Annotated in this window: 20 protein-coding genes; 11 read left to right on the forward strand and 9 right to left on the reverse strand. The window is 71.7% G+C overall.

What is annotated here, in order from left to right; translation table 11 throughout:
• Window positions 1-285 precede the first annotated feature (285 nt).
• Window positions 286-480: a DUF397 domain-containing protein gene (locus ABZT87_RS03100; RefSeq protein ID WP_355133285.1), complete on the reverse strand. Its 195-nt coding sequence runs from the start codon at window positions 478-480 to the stop codon at window positions 286-288.
• Window positions 473-1,354: a helix-turn-helix transcriptional regulator gene (locus ABZT87_RS03105; RefSeq protein WP_355133287.1), complete on the reverse strand. Its 882-nt coding sequence runs from the start codon at window positions 1,352-1,354 to the stop codon at window positions 473-475. Before ABZT87_RS03105 ends, ABZT87_RS03100 begins: the two co-directional genes overlap by 8 nt.
• Window positions 1,355-1,618: 264 nt before the next feature.
• Between ABZT87_RS03105 and ABZT87_RS03110 the strand changes: the two genes are divergently transcribed.
• Genes ABZT87_RS03110 through ABZT87_RS03120 form a run of 3 tightly spaced genes read left to right on the forward strand, consistent with a single transcriptional unit; the run spans window position 1,619 to window position 3,878 of the window.
• On the forward strand, window positions 1,619-1,870 hold the full coding sequence (locus ABZT87_RS03110) for a hypothetical protein (protein WP_151490554.1): 252 nt from the start codon (window positions 1,619-1,621) through the stop codon (window positions 1,868-1,870).
• On the forward strand, window positions 1,867-3,315 hold the full coding sequence (locus ABZT87_RS03115; RefSeq protein ID WP_355133290.1) for a hypothetical protein: 1,449 nt from the start codon (window positions 1,867-1,869) through the stop codon (window positions 3,313-3,315). The genes ABZT87_RS03110 and ABZT87_RS03115 overlap by 4 nt, the downstream gene beginning before the upstream one ends.
• On the forward strand, window positions 3,312-3,878 hold the full coding sequence (locus ABZT87_RS03120) for a hypothetical protein (RefSeq protein ID WP_355133292.1): 567 nt from the start codon (window positions 3,312-3,314) through the stop codon (window positions 3,876-3,878). The genes ABZT87_RS03115 and ABZT87_RS03120 overlap by 4 nt, the downstream gene beginning before the upstream one ends.
• A 118-nt stretch (window positions 3,879-3,996) precedes the next feature.
• Here ABZT87_RS03120 and ilvD read toward each other — a convergent pair whose 3' ends face one another.
• Window positions 3,997-5,844 carry a dihydroxy-acid dehydratase gene (gene ilvD, locus ABZT87_RS03125; protein ID WP_355133294.1) on the reverse strand — a complete coding sequence of 616 codons (1,848 nt, stop codon included), beginning with the start codon at window positions 5,842-5,844 and terminating at the stop codon, window positions 3,997-3,999.
• A gap of 111 nt (window positions 5,845-5,955) precedes the next feature.
• Here ilvD and ABZT87_RS03130 point away from each other — a divergent pair, with 111 nt between their 5' ends.
• The 5 genes from ABZT87_RS03130 to serA all read left to right on the forward strand — a co-directional run bounded on the left by ABZT87_RS03130 (window position 5,956) and on the right by serA (window position 14,018).
• Window positions 5,956-8,328: a bifunctional diguanylate cyclase/phosphodiesterase gene (locus ABZT87_RS03130; protein ID WP_355133296.1), complete on the forward strand. Its 2,373-nt coding sequence runs from the start codon at window positions 5,956-5,958 to the stop codon at window positions 8,326-8,328.
• A 188-nt stretch (window positions 8,329-8,516) separates the two neighbouring features.
• On the forward strand, window positions 8,517-10,400 hold the full coding sequence (locus ABZT87_RS03135) for an acetolactate synthase large subunit (protein WP_355133298.1): 1,884 nt from the start codon (window positions 8,517-8,519) through the stop codon (window positions 10,398-10,400).
• On the forward strand, window positions 10,400-10,915 hold the full coding sequence (gene ilvN, locus ABZT87_RS03140; protein ID WP_088946549.1) for an acetolactate synthase small subunit: 516 nt from the start codon (window positions 10,400-10,402) through the stop codon (window positions 10,913-10,915). Before ABZT87_RS03135 ends, ilvN begins: the two co-directional genes overlap by 1 nt.
• A 58-nt stretch (window positions 10,916-10,973) precedes the next feature.
• A complete protein-coding gene (ilvC, locus tag ABZT87_RS03145; protein ID WP_355133300.1) occupies window positions 10,974-11,987 on the forward strand; it encodes a ketol-acid reductoisomerase in 1,014 nt (337 codons plus the stop codon).
• A 432-nt stretch (window positions 11,988-12,419) separates the two neighbouring features.
• A complete protein-coding gene (serA, locus tag ABZT87_RS03150; protein ID WP_355133301.1) occupies window positions 12,420-14,018 on the forward strand; it encodes a phosphoglycerate dehydrogenase in 1,599 nt (532 codons plus the stop codon).
• A gap of 104 nt (window positions 14,019-14,122) precedes the next feature.
• Here serA and ABZT87_RS03155 read toward each other — a convergent pair whose 3' ends face one another.
• Complete coding sequence (locus ABZT87_RS03155; RefSeq protein ID WP_355133303.1) at window positions 14,123-14,479, reverse strand: hypothetical protein; 357 nt, start codon at window positions 14,477-14,479, stop codon at window positions 14,123-14,125.
• A 363-nt stretch (window positions 14,480-14,842) separates the two neighbouring features.
• Window positions 14,843-15,685 (reverse strand): FAD:protein FMN transferase, encoded by an 843-nt coding sequence (locus tag ABZT87_RS03160; protein ID WP_354858702.1) that lies wholly within the window; start codon window positions 15,683-15,685, stop codon window positions 14,843-14,845.
• A 224-nt stretch (window positions 15,686-15,909) separates the two neighbouring features.
• On the opposite strand from ABZT87_RS03160, the gene ABZT87_RS03165 reads away from it, so the two are divergent.
• Window positions 15,910-16,941 (forward strand): 3-isopropylmalate dehydrogenase, encoded by a 1,032-nt coding sequence (locus ABZT87_RS03165; RefSeq protein WP_355133304.1) that lies wholly within the window; start codon window positions 15,910-15,912, stop codon window positions 16,939-16,941.
• Window positions 16,942-17,103: 162 nt separating this feature from the next.
• On the forward strand, window positions 17,104-18,201 hold the full coding sequence (locus tag ABZT87_RS03170; RefSeq protein ID WP_355067004.1) for a branched-chain amino acid aminotransferase: 1,098 nt from the start codon (window positions 17,104-17,106) through the stop codon (window positions 18,199-18,201).
• 48 nt (window positions 18,202-18,249) lie between these two features.
• Here ABZT87_RS03170 and ABZT87_RS03175 read toward each other — a convergent pair whose 3' ends face one another.
• The 4 genes from ABZT87_RS03175 to ABZT87_RS03190 form a co-directional block, all read right to left on the reverse strand.
• Window positions 18,250-18,996: a tyrosine-protein phosphatase gene (locus ABZT87_RS03175; RefSeq protein WP_355133305.1), complete on the reverse strand. Its 747-nt coding sequence runs from the start codon at window positions 18,994-18,996 to the stop codon at window positions 18,250-18,252.
• 57 nt (window positions 18,997-19,053) lie between these two features.
• Window positions 19,054-19,512, reverse strand: a complete 459-nt coding sequence (locus ABZT87_RS03180; RefSeq protein WP_234581286.1) for a PRC-barrel domain containing protein — start codon at window positions 19,510-19,512, stop codon at window positions 19,054-19,056.
• Window positions 19,513-19,650: 138 nt separating this feature from the next.
• Complete coding sequence (locus tag ABZT87_RS03185) at window positions 19,651-20,181, reverse strand: carboxymuconolactone decarboxylase family protein (protein ID WP_355133307.1); 531 nt, start codon at window positions 20,179-20,181, stop codon at window positions 19,651-19,653.
• Between the two features lie 2 nt (window positions 20,182-20,183).
• Window positions 20,184-20,744: a peroxiredoxin gene (locus tag ABZT87_RS03190; RefSeq protein WP_355067001.1), complete on the reverse strand. Its 561-nt coding sequence runs from the start codon at window positions 20,742-20,744 to the stop codon at window positions 20,184-20,186.
• A gap of 318 nt (window positions 20,745-21,062) precedes the next feature.
• Here ABZT87_RS03190 and cimA point away from each other — a divergent pair, with 318 nt between their 5' ends.
• On the forward strand, window positions 21,063-22,661 hold the full coding sequence (gene cimA, locus ABZT87_RS03195) for a citramalate synthase (RefSeq protein ID WP_354858716.1): 1,599 nt from the start codon (window positions 21,063-21,065) through the stop codon (window positions 22,659-22,661).
• The last annotated feature ends 33 nt before the right edge of the window (window positions 22,662-22,694 follow it).

A 22,694-nucleotide genomic window follows, 5' to 3' on the forward strand; every position in this document is an offset into this window, starting at 1 on the left:
TGGACTGAAGGCGTGCAACGATCTACCTGGGGAGGCAAGGTGACTCAGCGCTCGCAGCACCAGCGGGGCCGGTGCGCCGTCTGCAAACGCGTCGTAGCCCTCACCGCTGACGGAAGAGTTGCGCGGCACAACGGCACCATTCGTGCCTACGCCCCGCCCGAGGAGTGCCCCGGGAGTGGACAGCGAGCGGAAGCCACGGGGTCATGAGCAAACCGCGGCCCCTGCACGGATGCCAAGTCAACCTGGACAGGTGTCTCGGGCGGCCCCGAGACACCCGCCGGTGTCTCAGCGGAAGGTGCTGGTCGTCTGTACGAAGCTGGCCCAGGCGGTAGGGGTGAAGGTGAGAGTCGGACCGTGCGGGTCCTTGCTGTCGCGGACCGCGACGATGCCGGGCAGATTGTCGGCAACCTCGACACAGTCGCCGCCGTTGCTGCCGCTACGGGTGCTCTTACGCCATCGGGCGTCGGTCAGATCAGCCATGGTGTACCTCCCCGATGATCTTGTTGATCAGGTGCCTCGATTGTCCTTCATCGAGGGCAAGCTGATCCAGGCTTGCCCAGACCTTCTCGTAGGCGGCGAACTCTTCAGGACGGTCGAGGTAGAGCGCTCCGGTCCACGACTCGCTGTAGATGATCGGGGGTTCTGGTGTTGCCCGGTTGCCCAGCGGGAACTCCAACATGACGAAGGTGCCGGCCTCGACTCCGCGATGAAGGCCGACCGCCAGCGGCAGAACTCGGATGGTCACGGATTCCCGCGCGCCGACATGAAGCAGGTGGTGTAGTTGCTCGGCCATCGTGCTCCGGTCGCCCACGATGCGGAGCAGTGCGCCCTCGGAGATCACGACGTCAAGCTTGGGTGCCGCCGGTAGGCGACGCGCCAGCAGTGACTGTCGCTGAAGCCGCACCTGAACCAGTCGCTCGCGTTCGTCGTCGTCAACCTCAGATCGGTGTTGGTAGACGGCGAGCGCATAGCCTCGGGTCTGCAACAAGCCGGGAATCAACGATTCGTCGTAGCGGCGGATCCGGCTTGCGGCGGATTCGAGGCCGACGTACAGCTCGAACCATTCGGGGACCGCATCGCCGTACGCATGCCACCACCCCTTGGCTCTGGTCTCGCCGGCCAGGGAGGTCAAAGCCCGGGTCAGCTCGCCCGTCGCCCCGTACAGTTCGCACATCGCTCGGACGTCGACGCCGCGCACCGAGCCGAGCCCGCTCTCGATCCGCCACACCTTCTGCCGGCTGCACTCCAGTGCCTCGGCGACCGCGTCGAGGGTCGCCCCCGCCTCGGTGCGCAGGTCACGCAGCGCTCTGCCGAGCTGGCGTCGGGGCACCGTCGAGCCCATGTCGTCGGCCACGCGGCTCTCCTTCCTGTTGAGTTTTGCAACATCCCGACGGCCGTTCTGCAACAGGGGAATGTTGCCCACAAATACTGGAACAGTGTGCGTCGACATTCATTGTGATAGCGCCTCTGACCTTACAAGATGGGTCCGACAAAGGCGATGACCGCGCAATTCCATTCGCCTGTCAATTGCCGATCGAATCCGTCAGTGAGGAGAAGGCGTGCGCGCGATTCTTCGAGTCGACCCATCCCGGCTGGCGTCCTACCGAGAGGCCCGCCGGTGAGCGCCCGTTGGGTGGCGCACCTGCCGTTCACCGCTGCCGACCTGCCGGCAGCCCAGCACTTCGCCGGCACCCTGGCCCGCTCACTGACCTTCCTCACCGAAGTGGACGCCGGTGAGACCACCGTGTCCGCCGAGGATGCTCAGGGCGTACGCCATCGGGTCTTCTGCGACCTGCCGCTCGACGGCGGTCGGCGATGCGTGCGGCGCGTGGAACACGACGGTGACTGCACGGCCCGGCGGTGTCGGTGACCACCGTGCCCGTCGTCGCCTGCCCCGACTGCGACGGGATGACATTCACGCTGGAACCGTGCCGGTGCACCACCTACGGCGACCGGTTCCTCGCCGACGCCGACGCGCTCGGGCCGCGCCGGGAGGCGTACCGGAACTGCGAGCAGTGTCGCGGCGCGGGCAGCGTCGCGTACCCCTGTCGTCGGTGCGGGCGGCGCGGCCGGCGGCGGGCGCAGCTCGTGGTCACCGTCGCCAACCTGGACACCGGCGCGGTCGCGTCCCACCAGGTCGTGCCCGGCGGCCTCGACCCCCTCCGCGACCCGGCGGGCCATTGGGTGGTCGACCTTGCTTCCCGGGTACGCGAACTCGCCGCCACCGTCGGCGCGGTCGTGGCCGACGCCGACGCGCCTTCGCTGTGGCTGGACCGGCAGTGGCGGCCCGACCTGCCGGCAGCGCTTCGGCACGAGCTGGAGGCCCATGCCATCCTGCGCGCCGATCACGCTCCCTGGCGGCTGGTGCTGGGGCGGTCAAGCGCCGCGCCCGCCGTCGACCCGGCCGCCCGGCTGGCCCGGCTCTGTGCGCTGGCCGACCTGCTGCTGCTCGACCTGGTCGTCGAGGCCCGCCAGCAGGGCGCGGGGTTCGGTTGGGCCCTTCGGTACGAGGTGCCCGGGTCACCGGTGCCGTCCGGGTCGCCCGGCTGGTACCGGGATCTGCCGGAGGTGCTGACCCACACGGACGTGTCCACGGCGCTCACCGGTCTCGCGGAGCGCGGCCTGGCGGCCCCCGCCCGGCTGCTGTGCCCCGACTCGCCGCGCCCACCCGTCGCGCCGAGGGCGGACGTCGACCAGCTCGAACGCCGCGTCCTCGCCGACTGCGTCGACGCGACCCACGGCGACGAGCTACCCGGCGCGCAGGCCCTCTGGCGCGACGGCCGCTGGTGGCACACCACGCTGCGCCCCGGCGAGCCGGTGGAGATCCTCGCGGAGCAGCCCACCGGCCAGGTGGTCCGCCGCGTGCGGGTGCCACTGAGCCGCGGCTACGAACCACCCGACCCGTCCTGGCTGGGCGAACCCGTCGACTGGCGGCCCTGCCCGGACTGCCGACCGCACAACCGGCTACGGACCTGTGACTGCCGGCTCGGCGATCGGCCTGCCGAACCCGACTGCCCGGACTGCTGTGGCGCTGGCCTGCGCCCGTCGGCCCTGCACTGTTTCACCTGCGGGGGCACCCACCGCCTGCACCAGACCCTGCTGGTCACCGTCACCGACCTGCGGCACCGGGTGATGCACCTGACCTGGCAGGCCGGCACGCCCGAGGTCGCGCCGCTGGTCGCCACCCAGCCCAACGGCTCCCCGACCGCTACCGGCTCGGCTCCTGGTCGGCCGTCCTCGGCGCGCGGCCTGAGGACCTCCGCGACGCCGACGGCGGGCTCGACATCGACCGGGACCTGCGCGACGGGTACGTGACCCTGCCCTGGGCCGGGGCCGACCCGGTGGGAGAGCACGTGCGCGGTGCCGGGCGTGGCACTGCCGCCGGCCGTCTGATCGTGGTGGCTGCCTCTCCCAACGCGCCGCCGCTGGTCGAGCTGCTGCGACTCGCCCTCGGCCTCGACCTGGCCCTGGTGGTGGCCGTGCGCGACCTGCGACACCACAGCGGTGACCCGTTGCTGGCCGACGGCCTGCGCTGGTCGGTCGAGGTGCAGCCGTCTGACGCACCCGTGCGCCCCGACGACCTGCCCTACCGGCCGAGCCTGGCCGCCGCCCTCGCCTGGTGCCGGGAATGCCTGACCGACGCCGTCGCCGGGGCCGCCCCGACCGACCCGGCGGTCCCGATCCCGGCACCCTGGTCGGCGCCACGCGACCTCGTCGCCGACCCCGAGCCGGACCTGCTCCGGCTTGCCGCCCGGCACGCCGGGCAGGCGGTCACCGTGCGTTTCACCCGCGCCGGCTGCGCCGTGCACCGACACGACGATGACGGCGTACGCCTCGTCGCCCAAGCCACCGACCTGCGCCATCTCTGGGTGACGTGAGGACTGTCCGGCGGCCTTGATCGACACGAGATCGCTGATATCGGGGTATCCGGGTCGATGGGATACCCCGATATCGCCGAAGTCGCGTTGATCAAGCGCCGGCGGCGCGGTGCGGGGGCTACTCGGGGACGCGTCGGTAGGCGCCGTCGCTGGCTGAGGTGGCCATCGAGGCGTACGCGCGCAGCGCCGCCGACACCGGCCGCTGCCGGTTGGTCGGGGTGTACGGCTTGTCGCGCTTCTCCTCGGCCACCCGTCGCGCCTCCAGCTCGTCCTCCGCCACGTTGAGGGAGATCGACCGGCCCGGGATGTCGATGACAATCTCGTCGCCCTCGCGGACCAGGGCGATCAGCCCTCCGGAGGCGGCCTCGGGGGAGGCGTGGCCGATGGAGAGGCCGGACGTGCCGCCGGAGAAGCGGCCGTCGGTGAGCAGCGCGCACGAGCGGCCCAGCCCGCGACCCTTGAGGAACGAGGTGGGGTAGAGCATCTCCTGCATGCCGGGGCCACCCTTCGGGCCCTCGTAGCGGATCACCACGACGTCGCCGGCGACGACCTCCTTGGCGAGGATTGCCGTCACCGCGTCGTCCTGCGACTCGTAGACCTTCGCCGGGCCGCGGAAGGTCAGACAGTCGTCCGGCACGCCTGCGGTCTTCACGACGCAGCCGTCCGGGGCCAGGTTGCCGTGCAGGATGGCGAGGCCGCCGTCGGCGGAGTACGCGTGCTCGCGGTCGCGGATGCAGCCCTCGGTCGCGTCGGTGTCCAGCGTCGACCAGCGGTTGGTGGTGGAGAAGGGCTCGACGGTGCGGACCCCGCCGGGAGCGGCGTGGAACAGCTCGACCGCCGTCGGCGTCGGCGAGCCGCCGCGCACGTCCCAGTCGGAGAGCCACTGCGCCAGCGAAGGGGAGTGCACGGCGTGCACGTTCCGGTTGAGCTGCCCGGCCCGGTCCAGCTCGCCGAGGATCGCCGGGATGCCACCGGCCCGGTGCACGTCCTCCATGTGGTACTTCGGCGAGTTCGGGGCGACCTTGGCCAGGCACGGAACCCGCCGGGAGATGGCGTCGATGTCGGCGACACCGAAGTCCAGTTCCGCCTCGCGGGCGGCGGCGAGCAGGTGCAGCACGGTGTTGGTGGAGCCGCCCATCGCCACGTCCAGGGCGACCGCGTTCTCGAAGGCGGCCTTGGAGGCGACCGTACGGGGGAGCACCGAGTCGTCGTCGCCGTCGTACCACCGCTTGGCGATGTCCACGACGGTGCGGCCGGCCTCGACGAAGAGCGACCGGCGCGCGGCGTGGGTGGCCAGCGTCGAGCCGTTGCCGGGCAGCGCCAGCCCGATGGCCTCGGTGAGGCAGTTCATCGAGTTGGCGGTGAACATCCCGGAGCAGGAGCCGCAGGTGGGGCAGGCGGAGCGCTCGATCTCGCCGAGCTGCTCGTCGGTCACCGCCTCGTTCGAGGAAGCGATCATCGCGTCGATCAGGTCGATCTTGCTGTGCACGACGCCCTCGATCGCCGTCGTCTTGCCGGCCTCCATCGGGCCGCCGGAGACGAAGACGGTCGGGATGTTGAGGCGCAGCGCGGCCAGCAGCATGCCCGGGGTGATCTTGTCGCAGTTCGAGATGCAGACCAGGGCGTCCGCGCAGTGCGCGTTGACCATGTACTCCACCGCGTCGGCGATCAACTCGCGGCTGGGCAGGGAGTAGAGCATGCCGCCGTGGCCCATCGCGATGCCGTCGTCGACCGCGATCGTGTTGAACTCCCGCCCGACGCCGCCGGCCTCGGCCACCGCGTCGGCGACCAGACCGCCCATGTCCTTCAGGTGGACGTGACCGGGCACGAACTGGGTGAAACTGTTGGCGATGGCGACGATCGGCTTTCCGAAATCGTCGTCGGTCATCCCGGTGGCCCGCCAGAGGGCCCGGGCGCCGGCCATCGTCCGACCGTGTGTGGAAGTCCTCGATCGCAGCTCAGGCATGTGTACCAGCATGACACCGCCGCCGCGTCAGGCATCCGGAGTATCCGCCGTGTCCCAACAGATGCACATCCGGTCTCCCACGGCGTGCACTCATCCGGCACTCTTGATGGCGTGCATCTCCCCCCGGGCATGGTCGCCGTCGCGGCGCTGAGCGGCGTGGTCGCAGCCGCGGCCACCGTGCTGCTGACCATGGTCGCGCGGCGGCGCAGCGGGCCGCGCCGGCCGGCGCACCTGCTGCTCGCGGCGGCCGCCGGGACGTCCCTGGCCAGCCTGTTGGTCGGTCTGGTGGCGGTGCTCTCCACCAACGAGCACTGGGCCCACGAGCAGAGCCAGCGCACCGGCTGGGCCACCGTGGCGGCGATCGGTACGGCGGTGAGCGGGCTGGCCTTCGCGGCCGGGCTGCTCCGGCTGCCGGGGGTCGCCGCCACCGCCGCGGGGACCGCCCGGCTCGCCCTGGACGGTCTGACCATGGCGGCGGCGCTGTGGTTCGTCGGCTGGGTGCTCTTCTCCGAGCCGACCCGGCTGCTCGGCGCCGCCACGCCGATGGCCTGCCCGGCGATCCTGGTGGCGACGGTGAGCGCGGCGCTCGGCGCCGGCCTCGCCGTGATCGTCGTCTTCCGGGCCGCCGCCCCGCGTCAGCGGCTGGCCGTGCTCGCGGCCGGGATCAGCGCGGTGAGCTGCGGCGGTTTGGGCCTCAGCGCCGGGCTCTGCCAGGCGGGGCCGACCATGGCGCTCGCCGGCGCGGCGGTGCTGGCCGCCGGTCTGCTGACCGTCGCGCTCGCCGTCCACCAGGCCGACCGGCCCGGGCACGTCGAGCTGGACCTGATCGGTCGCGACGGCGAGTACGCCATCGCCCCGATGCTGGCCATGGCGGCCTCGGCGATGTACCACCTCCTGCAGGACGGGCGGTTCACGGCGCCCGGCATCGTCGCCGGCAGCGTCGAGGGCTTCGCCCTGGTGGCCCGGCAGTACCTCACCCTCAAGGACGTCCGGGACTACGCCGGCCGGCTGGCCGAGCGGGAGGCGCACTTCCGTGAGCTGGCGCACACCGACCCCCTGACGTCGCTGGCCAACCGGCGAGGGCTGCTGCGGGCGCTGCACGACGGCGCGGCGGCCGGCACCCCGTGCGTGCTGCTCGGTCTGGATCTGGACGGCTTCAAGAACGTCAACGACATGCGGGGCCACGACGTGGGCGACGCCGTGTTGGCCGAGGTGGGCCGCCGGCTGCGCGGCAACCTGCGCCCGGGTGACGTGGCGGCCCGGCTCGGCGGCGACGAGTTCGCCGTACTCATGCCGGCCCGACCGACCGAGGCGGACCGGGTGGCCGAGCGGCTGCTCGGCGTGCTCAACCGGCCGTACGACCAGCCGGAGGGCCCGGTCTTCCTGTCCGTGAGCATCGGCGTGGCCGGGTGGGCCGGCGAACCCGACGTGGACCTGCTGCTGCGCCACGCCGACCTGGCGCTGCGCTACGCCAAGCAACGCGGCAAGAACCGGATCGAGCGCTACGACGCCGCGTACGACCAGTTGCTGCGCCGCCGCACCACGCTGGAGCACGAGCTGCGGGGCGCGATCGAGCGCGACGAGCTGCGGCTGGCCTTCCAGCCGGTGGCCTCGCTGCCGTCGGTGCGGCCGGTCGGCGCCGAGGCGCTGCTGCGCTGGCACCACCCCGAGCTGGGCAACATCCGCCCGGACGAGTTCATCCCGCTCGCCGAGGAGTGCGGGATGATCGCCACCCTCGGCGCCTGGGTGCTGCACCAGGCCTGCTACCAGCTCTCCCGTTGGCTGACCGACGGGCATGACGTCTGGGTCTCGGTGAACGTCTCGCCGCGCGAGCTGCACGCCCCGGAGTACGTGGTCCAGGTCGCCGAGGCCCTGCGGGCCCACCACGTGCCGCCGCAGCGGCTGGTGCTGGAGGTCACCGAGCACGCGGTCGCCACCGACCTGGACGAGCTGATCCGGCGGCTGACCGCGCTGCGACTGACCGGCGTACGGATCGCGCTGGACGACTTCGGCGCCGGCTACTCGTCCCTGGGGCAGCTGCGCCGACTGCCGATCGACATCCTGAAGATCGACCACAGCCTGGTCGCCGAGCACGAGCCGGTCCGCCCGGTGGGCCAGGACGGTCCGGCGTTCGCGCCCATGGTCGACATCGTGATGCGGCTGGGCCACCAGTTGGGCCTGGAGGTCATCGCCGAGGGGGTCACCACGCCTACCGAGTTGGCCGCGGTGGTCGCCGCGGGCTGCCGGTTCGGGCAGGGCGCGCTGTTCGGCTGGGGAGTGCCGGCCGAGCACCTGGAGGCGATGCTGGAGGCGGCCACCTCGCCGGGTGCGCGGCCCTCCCCGCTGCCCGCTCCGCGCCGGGTTGCCGGCGGGTCCGGGCAGGTCACGCCGTCTGGTGGTGGCGCGGTGTCAGCCGACTCGCCGCCCTCCGTCAACCAACATGTGGGATCAGTTGACTCATCGCGTGAGATGCGTCAGGCTTAGCCGCATGTCGTCGTACCGGTCGCTGCGAGTACTTACCTGAGCGCACTCTCCCTCATCGAGAGTGCGCTGGCCCCGTGCATCTGCACGAGGGCCGTTTTTATTGCCGTCGGAACCTGTCGCGACGGGCCCACGCCCGCCTCGCATCGCTGAACAAGCCCCAGCCACTCCAGCCGAAGGCCAGAACCACCATGACGAGACCCACGCCCGAGACCCTCGCCCACACCGCCCGGCGGGCCCGCGCGACCGCCGACCCGGCCGGCACCGTCGACCCCGCCGCCGCGCGCGCCGCGGCCACCCCGGCTGTCCCGGCCGTACGGACAGCCGCCCCGGCCCAGGTCTCCGGTGCCAGCTCGCTGGTGCGGTCCCTGGAGGCGCTCGGCGTCGACGTCGTCTTCGGCATCCCGGGCGGCGCGATCCTGCCGGCGTACGACCCGCTCTACGACTCCACCGTCCGGCACATCCTGGTCCGCCACGAGCAGGGCGCCGGGCACGCGGCCACCGGCTACGCGCAGGCCACCGGCAAGGTCGGCGTCTGCATCGCGACCTCCGGCCCGGGTGCGACCAACCTGGTCACGCCGATCGCCGACGCGTACATGGACTCGGTGGCGATGGTGGCGATCACCGGCCAGGTGGCCCGCCCGTCGATCGGCACCGACGCCTTCCAGGAGGCGGACATCCAGGGCATCACGCTGCCGATCACCAAGCACAACTTCCTCGTGCAGACCGCCGAGGAGATCCCGCAGGTGCTGGCCGAGGCGTTCCACCTGGCCAGCACCGGCCGGCCCGGCCCGGTGCTGGTCGACATCCCCAAGGACGTGCTCCAGGCGTCGACCACCTTCTCCTGGCCGCCCACCCTGGACCTGCCCGGCTACCGGCCCACCCTGCACCCGCACGGTAAGCAGATCCGGGAGGCGGCGCGGTTGATGGCCGCGGCCCGGCGGCCGGTGCTCTACGTCGGCGGCGGGGTGCTCAAGGCCGGCGCGACCGACGGGCTGCGCCGGCTGGCCGAGCTGACCGGCATCCCGGTGGTCACCACGCTGATGGCGCTCGGCGCGTTCCCCGACTCGCATCAGCAGCACCTGGGGATGCCCGGCATGCACGGCACGGTCGCTGCGGTCTACGGCCTGCAGAAGGCGGATCTGATCGTCGCGCTGGGCGCACGCTTCGACGACCGGGTCACCGGCAAACTGGACTCGTTCGCCCCGGACGCGGCGGTGGTGCACGCGGACATCGACCCCGCCGAGATCGGCAAGAACCGGCACGTGGACGTGCCGATCGTCGGCGACGCCAAGCACGTCATCGATGAGCTGATCGCCGCGGTCACCGCTGAGCGGTCGGCGGGGCGCACCGCCGACCTCGGTGACTGGTGGACGCAGCTGGACGACCTGCGCAACCGTTACCCGCTGGGCTACGACGAGCCGGTCGACGGGACCCTGTCCCCGCAGTACGTGATCAAGCGGCTGGGCGAGATCGTCGGCTCGGACGCGATCTTCGTGGCCGGGGTGGGCCAGCACCAGATGTGGGCGTCGCAGTTCATCTCCTACGAGAAGCCGTACACCTGGTTGAATTCCGGCGGTCTCGGCACGATGGGCTACGCGGTTCCGGCGGCGATGGGCGCCAAGGTCGGCAAGCCGGACACGGTGGTCTGGGCGGTGGACGGGGACGGCTGCTTCCAGATGACCAACCAGGAGTTGGCCACCTGCGCGTTGGAGGGCATCCCGGTCAAGATCGCCGTCATCAACAACGGCAATCTCGGCATGGTCCGACAGTGGCAGACGCTCTTCTACAACGAGCGCTACTCCAACACCGAGCTCGGCACCCACAAGCACCGCATTCCGGACTTCGTCAAGCTCGCCGAGGCCCTGGGCTGTGTCGGGCTGCGGTGCGAGAGCGCGGCTGACGTGGACAAGACCATCGCCGCCGCCATGGAGATCAACGACGCGCCCGTGGTGATCGACTTCGTGGTCGGCAAGGACGCGATGGTCTGGCCGATGGTCGCCGCCGGCACCAGCAACGACGAGATCATGTTCGCCCGTGGCGTCCGCCCGGTCTTCGACGAGGATGACATTTAATGACGATGCACACCCTGTCCGTGCTGGTGGAGAACAAGCCCGGCGTGCTCGCCCGGGTCTCCGGCCTGTTCTCCCGGCGCGGGTTCAACATCGACAGCCTCGCCGTCGGCGAGACCGAGAACCCGGACGTCTCCCGGATCACCATCGTGGTCAACGCGGAGTCGTCCCCGCTGGAGCAGGTCACCAAGCAGCTGAACAAGCTGGTCAACGTACTCAAGATCGTTGAGCTGGATCCGCAGGTCTCGGTTGCCCGCGAGCTGCTGCTGGTGAAGGTTCGCGCCGACCGGTCCGCGCGGTCGCAGGTGCTGGAGACGGTCAACCTGTTCCGTGCCCGGGTGGTCGACGTCGCACCGGACACGCTGACCATCGAGGCCACCGGCACACCGGACAAGCTCGACGCGCTGCTGCGCGACCTCGAGGCCTTCGGCATCAAGGAAATGGTCCAGTCCGGGCTGGTGGCCATCGGGCGCGGCTCGCGTTCGATCACCGCCGGCCCCGCGCTGCGCGCCGCCTGACCCATCCGCACAGACCACGACGGGCCACTCAGGCCGTCGTACGAAAGGGAAGTTTCTCATGAGCGTTGAGGTGTACTACGACGATGATGCCGACCTCGGCCTGATCCAGGCCAGGAAGGTCGCGGTGATCGGCTACGGCAGCCAGGGTCACGCCCACGCGCTGTCGCTGCGGGACTCGGGCGTCGACGTGGTGATCGGTCTGCCGGAGGGCTCGAAGAGCCGTCCCAAGGCCGAGGAGCAGGGCCTGCGGGTGCTCACGCCGGCACAGGCCGCCGCCGAGGCCGACGTGATCATGGTGCTGGCGCCGGACACCGCCCAGCGCAAGCTCTACACCGAGTCGATCGAGCCGCACCTCGCCCCGGGCAAGGCGCTCTTCTTCGGTCACGGCTTCAACATCCGGTACGGCCTGATCAAGCCCCCGGCCGAGGTGGACGTGGCGATGGTCGCACCGAAGGGCCCGGGTCACCTGGTCCGCCGCCAGTACGCCGACGGCAAGGGCGTGCCCTGCCTCGTCGCCGTCGAGCAGGACGCCAGCGGCAACGCGCTCGCGCTCGCCCTCGCGTACGCCAAGGGGATCGGTGGCACCCGGGCCGGCGCGATCAAGACCACCTTCACCGAGGAGACCGAGACCGACCTCTTCGGCGAGCAGGCGGTGCTCTGCGGCGGTGCGGCGGCCCTGGTGCAGACCGGCTTCGAGGTGCTCACCGAGGCGGGTTACGCCCCCGAGGTGGCCTACTTCGAGTGCCTGCACGAGCTGAAGCTGATCGTCGACCTCATGTACGAGGGCGGCATCGCGAAGATGCGGTACAGCATCTCCGACACCGCCGAGTACGGCGACCTGTCCCGTGGCCCGCGCATCATCGACTCCCGGGTCAAGGACGAGATGCGCAAGATCCTGGGCGAGATCCAGTCCGGCGAGTTCGCTCGCGAGTGGGTCGCCGAGGACGAGGCCGGCCGGCCGAACTTCACCAAGTGGCAGGCCGAGGGTGCGGCGCACCCGATCGAGGAGACCGGCAAGAAGCTGCGCGGCATGATGAGCTGGGTCGACCGCCCGATCACCGAGACCGCCTGATCGCTCGGCCAGACGACAGTCTCCGACGGCCCCGGGCCGCGCTCTCCCCAGCGCGACCCGGGGCCGTCGGCAATGCGCCGACGCCGGTAGCGGCCTCGGCACGTGCTCGGGTGGGAGTGTCGCTGGTGAGCCGTATACCTGGGAGTCATATTCATACCTCTGAGGTATGTCGCTCACCGCAGTGGTAAGCACGACCCGTGCGCACGGCGCGCGACGGCGGTTTCGCTGTGGTGAACGGGTGATGTCCATCGCTCGACCGCGCGTGTGAGGGCACTCACCCTGAAGACCCGAACACGCCGGCCAGCGCGGCCCCTACGATCGCGGGTAGGTGCGCTGAGCCGGCACCTGACGGCCACGGCACGGATCAGCGTGGGGCGCAGTGCGGCGCCCCGCCGCCCGGGCCGATCGCAAACACGACCTCTACGAGGACCGATGAATCCTGTCGTACTGATCGCCGAAGAACTCGCCCCCGCCGCCATCGAGGTGCTCGCCCACGACTTCGACGTCCGGCACGTCGACGGCACCGACCGTCCGGCCCTGCTCTCGGCGCTCTCCGAGGCCGACGCCGTCATCGTGCGCAGCGCGACCCAGATCGACGCCGAGGCGATCGCCGCCGCGCCGCGACTCAAGGTGGTCGCCCGGGCCGGCGTCGGGCTGGACAACGTCGAGGTGCCGGCCGCCACCGCCCGGGGCGTCATGGTCGTCAACGCGCCCACCTCCAACATCGTGTCCGCCGCCGAGCAGGCCGTCGCACTGCTGCTCGCCGTGGCCCGCAACACCGCGAGCGCCAGCTCCGCGCTCAAGGCGGGGGAGTGGAAGCGGTCGAAGTACACCGGTGTCGAGGTGCAGGGCAAGACCGTCGGCGTGGTCGGGCTCGGTCGTATCGGGGTGCTCTTCGCGTCTCGCATCGCCGCCTTCGGCACCCGGCTGATCGCGTACGACCCCTACATCCAGCCGGCCCGCGCGGCGCAGCTCGGCGTCCGCCTGGTCGGGTTGGACGAGCTGCTGCGCGAGAGCGACTTCATCTCCATCCACCTGCCCAAGACGCCGGAGACGGTGGGCCTGATCGGTGAGAAGGAGCTGGCGATCGTCAAGCCCGGCGTCCGCATCGTGAACGCCGCCCGCGGTGGCCTGGTGGACGAGCAGGCGCTCGCGAACGCCATCGCCGAAGGCCGGGTCGCCGGCGCCGGCGTGGACGTGTACTCCAAGGAGCCCTGCACCTCCTCGCCGCTGTTCGCCTTCGACAACGTGGTGGCCACCCCGCACCTGGGGGCCTCGACGCACGAGGCGCAGGACAAGGCGGGCCTCGCCGTTGCCAAGAGCGTGAAGCTGGCGCTGCAGGGCGAGTTCGTCCCGGACGCGGTAAACGTCCAGGCCGGCGGCGTGGTCGCCGAGGACGTCCGGCCGCTGCTTCCGCTGGCCGAGAAGCTGGGCCGCGCGTTCACCGCCGTCGCCGGTGGGGTCGCCGCCAGCGTCGCCGTCGAGGTGCGCGGCGAGATCGTGGGCCACGACGTGTCGGTGCTCAAGCTCGCCGCGACGAAGGGCCTGTTCAGCTCCGTGGTCGAGGAGCAGGTCACCTACGTCAACGCCCCGCACCTGGCCGCCGAGCGCGGCGTCGAGGTCACGCTGGACAGCCTGGCCGAGACGGCCGACCAGCCCACCCTGGTGACGGTGCGCGGCGCTCTGCCGGACGGCCGGACGGTAAGCGTCTCCGGTACGGTCACCCACTCGGGCGCCCGCGACGTCCCCCGGCTGACCGAGGTGGACGGTTTCGACGTGGAGATCGCCGCGGAGGGCATCCTGCTCTTCCTGCGCTACGCCGACCGGCCGGGCGTCGTCGGCACCGTCGGCACCCTGCTCGGCGAGTCGGGCATCAACATCGCCGCGATGCAGGTGGCCCGGCGTGAGGCGGGCGGCGAGACCCTGATGACGCTCACCGTCGACCAGGCGCTCGGCGCCGACCTGCTCACCTCGGCGGCCGACTCGATCGGCGCGACCGCCGCCAGCGCGGCGGACCTGCGCGACGAGTAGTCGGCGGTCACGCCACCGGCCGCGCACGACCGGCCGTGGCGGCACAGACGGCAGCACCACGGGGGGCCCGGCGACGCGCCGGGCCCCCCTGTCGTACCCCGGGGTCAGTGGGGCAGTCGGGCCGGGGGCGGGTAGACCGAGCCGTCCTGCGGGTCGAAGAGCATCAGCCCGTGCTCCCCGGCCAGTCGCTCGATGTCCAGCAGCACCTGGTCCGCGCAGGTCGGGTGCAGCTTCAGCTCGACGTGGTCGTGGGCGGCGTGCAGCGGCGCCACGGCCCACGGGCTGTCCGGACCGGGGTGCCGGTCCGGATAGGACGCGGTGATCGCCCGGTAGAAGCCGACAACGCGCGGGTCCGGGTAACGGTCCACGTGCCGCCCCTGCCGGCAACCGTCGACCGCTGCCCGCACGTCCTCGGGCGTCGCCCCGTCCTCCAGGGCCCACACACTCAGATCGAAACTCACGGCGGACAGCGTGCCATCCGTCGTTCACCATGTCGAAACTGCCTCGCCGCAGGCCAATCGCCGACCCGCCGCTTTCCGGTCGGGAGAGTCCGCTGTGGAGACTCTTGCGTCGAGTTGCGTCGATTCGCTAGCGTACGACTGCGGTTACTGGCCGCAGGTCGCGACGCCGGCCCGTCTTCGGGTGGCGCGGCCGACGTCCGGCCCGACCGGTCCGCACCCCTCGATTGTGCGAGCCACGCGCACTCGTCGCTGATCGGCCCCCACGGCCGTTGCCGAGGCCGTGGGGGCCGATCGCAGCGGCCCGACCAGCCGACCATCCGGGCGGCCGAGGTGCGAATCGAGCCGGAGTTCCGTGCGACGGGTTCAGCGCCGGTGGGCGAAGAGCGCGCGATAGTCGGAGCCGCCACGGAACCAGGCCAGGCCGGTGGGCCCGGCGGCGTAGAGCGCGGTGGCGTACGCGTCGGCGACCGTCAGGTCCGGGCCGACGACCGTCGCGGCGACGAGCTGGTTGGCCGGCTCGCCGGTGTGCGGGTCGACCACGTGCCCCTGACGCCCGGTCACCCCCGAGGTGCCGACGGCCCCCGCGGTCATCTCCAGCACCAGTGGCGCGCGCTCGGGTGCCGTCGGGTGGTGCACCGCCACCCGCCACGGCCCGCCGTGCGGCGCCCGGCCGCGGACCACCAGGTCGGCGCCGGCGAGTACGGCGTAGTCGTGGATGCCCGCGGCGCGCAGCCGGGCGGCGGCACGTTCCACGGCCCAGCCGCCCAGCAGGCCGCCCGGGTCGAAGCCGCCGGGCACCGCCCAGGCGTCGAACCAGCCGTCGGTGGCGGCCCGCATGGCCGTGCAGCGGTCCACCAGGTCGGCCAGCGGGGGGTACGACTCCGGGTTGACCTCTCCCCGCCGCAGCATGGAGACCAGGCTCTCCGGGCGGTTCGGGCCGTAGGTCAGGTCGACGGCGCGCAGCTCCGCGACGCTGTCCCGCAGCGCCTCGCCGACGCCTCGACGGCCGAGCCACTCGGGGGCGTTGAGCAGCAGGGTGTACTCGGCGGTCGCGGTGCGTACGGTGTGCTGCACGGCGATCCGGCCATCGGTGGCGGCGGTCGGGTCGATCCGGTGCCGGCGGCTGCCGAGCCGCAGGTCCGGCCGGCGGTTCCGGAACGCCGAAGGATCCGGCCAGCGGGTCCGCGGCTGCTCGTCGATGCGCATGGCACCTGCCCCCTCGCAGTTGACGTCGCGTCGTCACGACCACCGTTCGCGGGCCCCCTGACCCGCTGCCCCCACCGTAGGCAGCGGAGATGATCGCCCCATGAATCCCAGCTGAGAGGGTGCTGTGCATCCGGCTGTCCCAAATGTTGGAAGCATCGTACCGGGTTGCGGGACACCGACGTACCGTTGCCGAGACGGGGCAGTCGAGCGTGGGGAGTACGGGCGTGGCGCGGATCGCTGTGGTGGCCGGGGACGGCATCGGGCCCGAGGTGGTCGCGCAGGCTCGGAAGGTCCTCGACGCGGTGCTCCCCGGCGTGCAGGCCACCGAGTACGACCTCGGCGCCGCCCGCTGGCATCGTACCGGCGAGGTGCTGCCCGACTCGGTGCTGACCGAGCTGGCCGGGCACGACGCGATCCTGCTCGGCGCGGTCGGTGACCCCACGGTTCCGCCGGGTGTCCTGGAACGAGGCCTGCTGCTCAAGCTCCGGTTCGCCTTCGACCAGTACGTCAACCTGCGCCCGTCGCGGCTCTGGCCCGGCGTCGCCGGTCCGCTGGGCAACGTGAAGCCCGGCGAGGTCGACCTGGTGGTGGTGCGCGAGGGCACCGAGGGGCTCTACGCCGGTGCCGGCGGCTCCTTGCACCGCGACACGCCCGCCGAGGTCGCCACCGAGGAGAGCCTCAACACCCGACACGGCGTGGAGCGGGTCATCCGTGATGCGTTCGCCCGCGCCGACCGCCGGGAGCGGCGCAAGGTCACCCTGGTGCACAAGACCAACGTGCTGACCCACGCCGGGTCGCTGTGGGCGCGCGCCTTCGAGGCGGTCGCCGCCGAGCACCCGGACGTCACGACGGAATACCAGCACGTCGACGCGGCCGCGATGTTCCTGGTGACCCAGCCGCAGCGCTACGACGTGGTGGTCACCGACAATCTGTTCGGCGACATCCTCACCGACATCGCCGCCGCGGTCACCGGCGGGATCGGGTTGGCTGCCAGCGGCTGCATCAACCCCGAGGGCGCGTACCCCTCGATGTTCGAGCCGGTGCACGGCTCGGCGCCGGACATCGCCGGGCAGGGCGTTGCCGACCCGGTGGCCGCGGTGCTCTCCGTCGCGCTGCTGCTCGAGCAGCTCGGGCACGCCGAGGCGGCGGCCCGGGTCAACGCGGCGGTCGCCGCCGAGCTGGCCGGCCGCACCCCGGGCGCGGCGCTGCGCACCGCCGAGGTCGGCGACCGGCTCGCCGCCCACGCCGTAGCCTGACCGCTCCGACCCGCCAGGGTCACCGGCGGCATCCGCCGGTCCGGGCAGTCCACCCGGTCCCGAGCGGCCCTACCCGCTGAACGACCGTTCGGGGTAAGTTTCTGGCACAACCATGTCGGTGTGCGATCCCGCATGCCGTTGTTCCCCAGGGAGGTCAGCGCGATGAGCGGTGGTGACAAGCTCGACTTCGAGATCCGTCCGAATCCCGCGCCGGTATCCGCCGCCGACCGGGCCGCCCTGCTGGCCAACCCGGGTTTCGGCCGCGTCTTCACCGACCACATGGTCACCGTGCGGTACGCCGACGGCAAGGGTTGGTACGACGCCCGGGTGGAGGCGCGTGGGCCGATCCCGATGGACCCGGCCAGCGCGGTGCTGCACTACGCGCAGGAAATCTTCGAGGGGCTGAAGGCGTACCGGACCGCGGACGGTGGCGTGACGATGTTCCGGCCGGACGCCAACGCCGCCCGGTTCGTCGAATCGGCGCAGCGGATGGCGATGCCGGCGCTGCCGCCCGAGGTGTTCGTCGACTCGCTGCACAAGCTCATCGAGATCGACCGGGAGTGGATCCCCACCGGCGAGGACGGCAGCCTCTACCTGCGGCCGTTCATGTTCGCCAGTGAGGTCTTCCTCGGCGTCCGCCCGGCCAACGAATACCTCTACATGGTGATCGCCTCGCCGGTCGGTGCGTACTTCAGCGGCGGGGTCAAGCCGGTCACGGTCTGGGTCTCTCCGGACTACACCCGGGCGGCGCCCGGCGGCACCGGCGCGGCCAAGTGCGGCGGCAACTACGCCGCGTCGCTGGCGGCCCAGGCCGAAGCCATCGACGCCGGCTGCGACCAGGTGGTCTTCCTCGACGCGGTGGAGCGCCGCTTCGTCGACGAGCTGGGCGGCATGAACGTCTTCTTCGTCTACGACGACGACTCGGTGGTCACCCCGCCGCTGACCGGCACGATCCTGCCGGGCATCACCCGGGACGCGATCATGACGCTGGCCGGCAAGGCCGGGCACCGGGTGGAGGAGCGGCCGGTCACGTTCGCCGACTGGCAGGCCGACGCGGCCAGCGGCCGGCTCCGCGAGGTCTTTGCCTGCGGCACCGCCGCGGTGATCACCCCGATCGGTCAGGTGCGCTTCCCCGACGGCGAGTTCCTGATCGGGGGCGGCGAGCCCGGCCGGGTCACCATGTCGCTGCGCCAGCAACTGGTCGACATCCAACGGGGCAAGGCCGCCGATCCGCACGGCTGGGTGCACCAGGTCCTCTGACGTCCGGCGCTGACCGGCCCGTTCCCACGGGCCGGTCAGCGCGGCCCGCTAGACCTCGTCGAGCAGGTGGTCGCGCAGGGCCGCGAGCTGCTCGTCGGTCACCCCGGCGTGGCGCAGATACGCCTCGATCGAGCCGTGCCCCTCGCGCAGCTCGTCCAGGAACATCTGCATGGCCTCGGCGGGTGACGCCAAGAACGGCGCGGGCACCTCGGCCGCGTTCGGCATGGTGGCGGCCAGCCAGGCGCTGAACCGGGCCGACGCCTCGCTGCTCAGCGCGTAGTCGGCGGTGATGTCGGCGTCGTCGACGCCCAGGACGGCGAGGGTGAGGGCGCAGACGATGCCGGTGCGGTCCTTGCCGGCCACGCAGTGCACCACCACCGGGGCATTCGCGGAGTCCGCGATCAGTCCGATCGCCTCGGCCAGCCCCGCGGTGCCGGTCTGGGCCAGGTCGGCGTACCGGTCGGCGAGGTAGCGGGCCAGGTCGGTGCCCCTCTCGTGCGGCGTACCCGACCAGTCCTCGTGCTCCGGGTGGATGTGCCGGTAGGTCAGCCCCTGGTATGCCGGCACCCGACCGTCGCGCTCCACCTCGGTGGGGCGGCGCAGGTCGATGACGGTGCGGATGCCGATCGCGGCGAACGCGTCCCGGTCCTGCTCGTCGAGGCGGTGCAGGGAGTCGGAGCGGTAGAGGCGACCCCGGCGTACGGTGCGGCCGTCGTGGCCGGGGTAGCCGCCGACGTCGCGGAAGTTGAAGGTCGCGGGCAGCGGGATGGGTCGTGTGTCGTCGATGGCGTCCACGTTCACACGGTAACGGCCGGCGGGCTTTTCGCCCCACCGGCCGTTGGGTCCGATCGGTCAGCGCGCGGTGCCCGGCGGGAGCGCGCCGTACGTCTCGTCGTAGTAACCGCCCAGCTGGTCCCGGTACGTCGGGTCGCTGTGGCTGGTCTCGTCGTACTCCGGGGCTGCCTTGATCTGGTCCCGGGTGCGGTCGACGGAGACGGTGCGCTGGTCGTGGTCGACCTGGTTGACGGTGCCGGCGGGCAGCATCACCTTCTTGCCGAAGATCCACGGCCCGGTGTCCACGACCAGGTAGCTGCCACCGACCTCGTGACTGGCGCTGTCGATCTTGCCGACTCCGCCGTCGGTCGCCTCGACCTTGTAGCCGACCAGGTCGGCGTCGGCCACTCCGGCCGCATCCCGGTAGCGCCAGGGGTCGAAGGTGCCGGTCGGTGCGCCGCCCGCCACAGCGCCCTGATCACCGCCGTGCAGCGGGTCGGGCCCGGCGTGGGCGGCGTGCGGGTCGATCCTGTCCATGCCGTTCACTCCTGACTGTCGCCGATCGTCTCGGCGTCGCTGGGTGCGTCCCCGCAGGAGCTACCCGGCGGTCGGGGTCCGGAAACGGCGACGGGCCGACGCCGTGGCACGGCGTCGGCCCGTCGGGGCGTACCTGGCTCAGGCCAGTGCCGCCTCGGCGTCCAGGGTGACCGCCGCGGCGTGCACCACGGCGGAGATGCGCAGTGCCTCGTGCACCTGCTCCCGGGTGAAGCCGCTGCCGCGCAACGCCTTCTCGTGCGACTCCAGGCAGACCCCGCAGCCGGTGACCGCGGAGACGGCGAGGCACCACAGCTCGAAGTCGCCCTTGTCGACACCCGGTCGGGCGATGATCTGCATCCGCAGTCGGGCCGGCATCGAGGCGTACTGCTCGTCGCCGATCAGGTGCTTGGCCCGGTAGTAGATGTTGTTCATCGCCATGATGGCCGCGGCGCCCTTGGCCGCCTCGACGCCCTGGGGCCCGAGGTGCTCGACCGCCTCGGCGGCGATCTCGCGCAGCACCAGCGGGTTACGGGCGGTGACCGCGCAGGCCAGCGCCGTGCCCCACGCCTGCGTCGGGGTCAGCGTCGACGTGCCGACGGTGGAGCCCAGGTTGAGCTTGATGTCCTTGGCGTACTCGGGCAGGGCCGCCTTGATCGCATCCAGGCCCACGATCAGACCCCGGCGCCGGCGAGCAGCGCGTTGGCGTCGAGGGTCTCGCCGCCCTTGTTCCAGTTGCACGGGCACAGCTCGTCGGTCTGCAGGGCGTCGAGCACCCGCAGCACCTCGGAGACGTTGCGGCCGACCGAGCCGGCGGTGACCATGGCGAACTGGATCTCGTTGTCGGGGTCGACGATGAACGTCGCGCGCTGGGCCACGCCGTCCGCGCCGAGGATGCCGCACGCCTCGGACAGCTCGCGCTTGATGTCGCTGAGCATCGGGAACGGCAGCTCCCGCAGGTCCGGGTGGTCCTTGCGCCACGCGTAGTGGACGAACTCGTTGTCCACCGACGCGCCGAGGACCTGCGCGTCCCGGTCGGCGAACTCGCCGTTGAGCCGGCCGAACTCGGCGATCTCCGTCGGGCAGATGAAGGTGAAGTCCTTCGGCCAGAAGAAGACCACCCGCCACTTGCCCTCGTGGGACTTGTGGTTGATCGTCTCGAATGCCTTGTCGGCGTCGAGCGACACGCAGGCGGTGAGTTCGTACTCGGGGAAGCGGTCACCGACAGTGAGCACATGTCCTCCTTGAGAGCGGCACGAGGGCCGGTAACTGGATCGTTTCCAGATGCTCCCGTACGCGTGTTTCTGCCGGTCAGTGGTCAGGTGACTTGTGAAGTCGATCACGAGCGGCGCGACCGGCGCGGACGGCCACGTTCCGTCACCATCCCGCGATGTGGATAGGTTCTCCCAAAACCAGGGGACGGTGGCAGAATAAAGGCCGTGACCAGCACCATCCTGATTATTGCGACCTAGCGCGCCGGCTCTCCCTCCGCCGAGCGCGCAGACCTCCCGCATCCGCGGGAGGTCTTTTTGTTGCTCCGAGAAAGGATCCTGATGACGTTCCAGGTCTTCGACACGACATTGCGCGACGGCGCCCAGCGCGAGGGGCTCACCTACTCGGTGGTCGACAAGCTGGCGGTGGCCCGGCTGCTCGACGAGTTCGGTGTCGGCTTCATCGAGGGCGGCTGGCCGGGCGCGGTGCCCAAGGACACCGAGTTCTTCCGCCGGGCGCGCGCCGAACTGACTCTGCGGCACGCGGTGCTCGTCGCGTTCGGCGCGACCCGCAAGGCCGGCCTCGCGGTCGCCGACGACCCCCAGGTGCGTGCTCTGCTGGACGCGCAGACCCCGGCCGTCGCGCTGGTTGCCAAGGCCGACATCCGCCACGTCGAGCGTGCGCTGCGCACCACCGGCGCGGAGAACCTGGCGATGATCCACGACACCGTCAGCCACCTTGTCTCCGAGGGGCGCCGGGTGTTCGTCGACGGCGAGCACTTCTTCGACGGCTACCGCCACGACCCGGCGTACGGCGCGGCAGTGGTGCAGACCGCGCTCGCCGCGGGCGCCGAGCGGATGGTCCTCTGTGACACCAACGGCGGCATGCTGCCGTCCCAGGTGACCGCCGCGATCGTCGACCTGACCAGCCGACTCGGCGTCGACCCCGCGCTGTTCGGCATGCACGCGCAGAACGACACCGCGTGCGCCGTGGCCAACACGATCGCCGCCGTCGAGGCCGGTGTCCGCCACGTGCAGGGCACCGCCAACGGGTACGGCGAGCGCCCCGGCAACGCCGACATCTTCGCGGTCGTCGCCAACCTCCAGCTCAAGCTCGGCATGCCCGTCCTACCGGAGGGCTGCCTGGCGCAGATGGTGCGGGTCTCGCACGCCATCGCCGAGATCGCCAACATCGCCCCCGACACCCACCAGGCGTACGCCGGGGCCGCCGCCTTCGCCCACAAGGCCGGGCTGCACGCGAGCGCGATCAAGGTCGACCCGTTGCTCTACAACCACGTGGACCCGTCGGTGGTGGGCAACGACATGCGGATCCTGGTGACCGAGATGGCCGGTCGGGCCAGCGTCGAGCTCAAGAGCCGTGAGCTCGGCCTGGACCTGACCGACCGTCCGGAGGCGCTGACCCGGGTCACCAAGCGGGTCAAGGAGCTGGAGGCCGACGGCTGGTCCTTCGAGGCGGCGGACGCCTCCTTCGAGCTGCTGGTCCGCTCCGAGCTGCCGGAGGGCGGCCCGGCCCGGCCGTTCACCCTGGAGTCGTACCGGGTGTTGGTCGAGCACCGGGAGGACGGCGCGGTCGTCTCCGAGGCGACCGTGAAGATCCGGGTACGCGGCGAGCGGGTGATCGCCACCGCGGAGGGCAACGGCCCGGTCAACGCCCTGGACGAGGCGCTGCGGGTGGGGCTGGCGCGGCACTATCCGCGGCTTCGCGAGTTCGAGCTGGCCGACTACAAGGTGCGCATCCTGGAGGGCAGCCACGGCACCGGCGCCGTCACCCGGGTGCTCCTGGAAACCGCCGACGACAGCGGCCGCGACTGGACGACGGTGGGCGTGCACCCCAACGTCGTCGAGGCCAGTTGGCATGCCCTGGTCGACGCCCTCACCTACGGCCTGGCCCCCGCCTCCGCCACGACGCCAACGCCCTGACCTCCGCGATCCTGCACGGTGTGTCGACGGTCT

It is taken from the genome of Micromonospora sp. NPDC005237, assembly GCF_040607775.1.
Lineage (GTDB): Bacteria > Actinomycetota > Actinomycetes > Mycobacteriales > Micromonosporaceae > Micromonospora.

Coding starts and splice junctions, on each gene's coding strand:
- ABZT87_RS03170 (WP_355067004.1), top strand. CDS start 17,104: ATGAGCGGTGGTGACAAGCTCGACTTCGAGATCCGTCCGAATCCCGCG.
- ilvD (WP_355133294.1), bottom strand. CDS start 5,844: ATGCCTGAGCTGCGATCGAGGACTTCCACACACGGTCGGACGATGGCC.
- ABZT87_RS03135 (WP_355133298.1), top strand. CDS start 8,517: ATGACGAGACCCACGCCCGAGACCCTCGCCCACACCGCCCGGCGGGCC.
- ilvN (WP_088946549.1), top strand. CDS start 10,400: ATGACGATGCACACCCTGTCCGTGCTGGTGGAGAACAAGCCCGGCGTG.
- ABZT87_RS03100 (WP_355133285.1), bottom strand. CDS start 480: ATGGCTGATCTGACCGACGCCCGATGGCGTAAGAGCACCCGTAGCGGC.
- ilvC (WP_355133300.1), top strand. CDS start 10,974: ATGAGCGTTGAGGTGTACTACGACGATGATGCCGACCTCGGCCTGATC.
- serA (WP_355133301.1), top strand. CDS start 12,420: ATGAATCCTGTCGTACTGATCGCCGAAGAACTCGCCCCCGCCGCCATC.
- ABZT87_RS03160 (WP_354858702.1), bottom strand. CDS start 15,685: ATGCGCATCGACGAGCAGCCGCGGACCCGCTGGCCGGATCCTTCGGCG.
- cimA (WP_354858716.1), top strand. CDS start 21,063: ATGACGTTCCAGGTCTTCGACACGACATTGCGCGACGGCGCCCAGCGC.
- ABZT87_RS03180 (WP_234581286.1), bottom strand. CDS start 19,512: ATGGACAGGATCGACCCGCACGCCGCCCACGCCGGGCCCGACCCGCTG.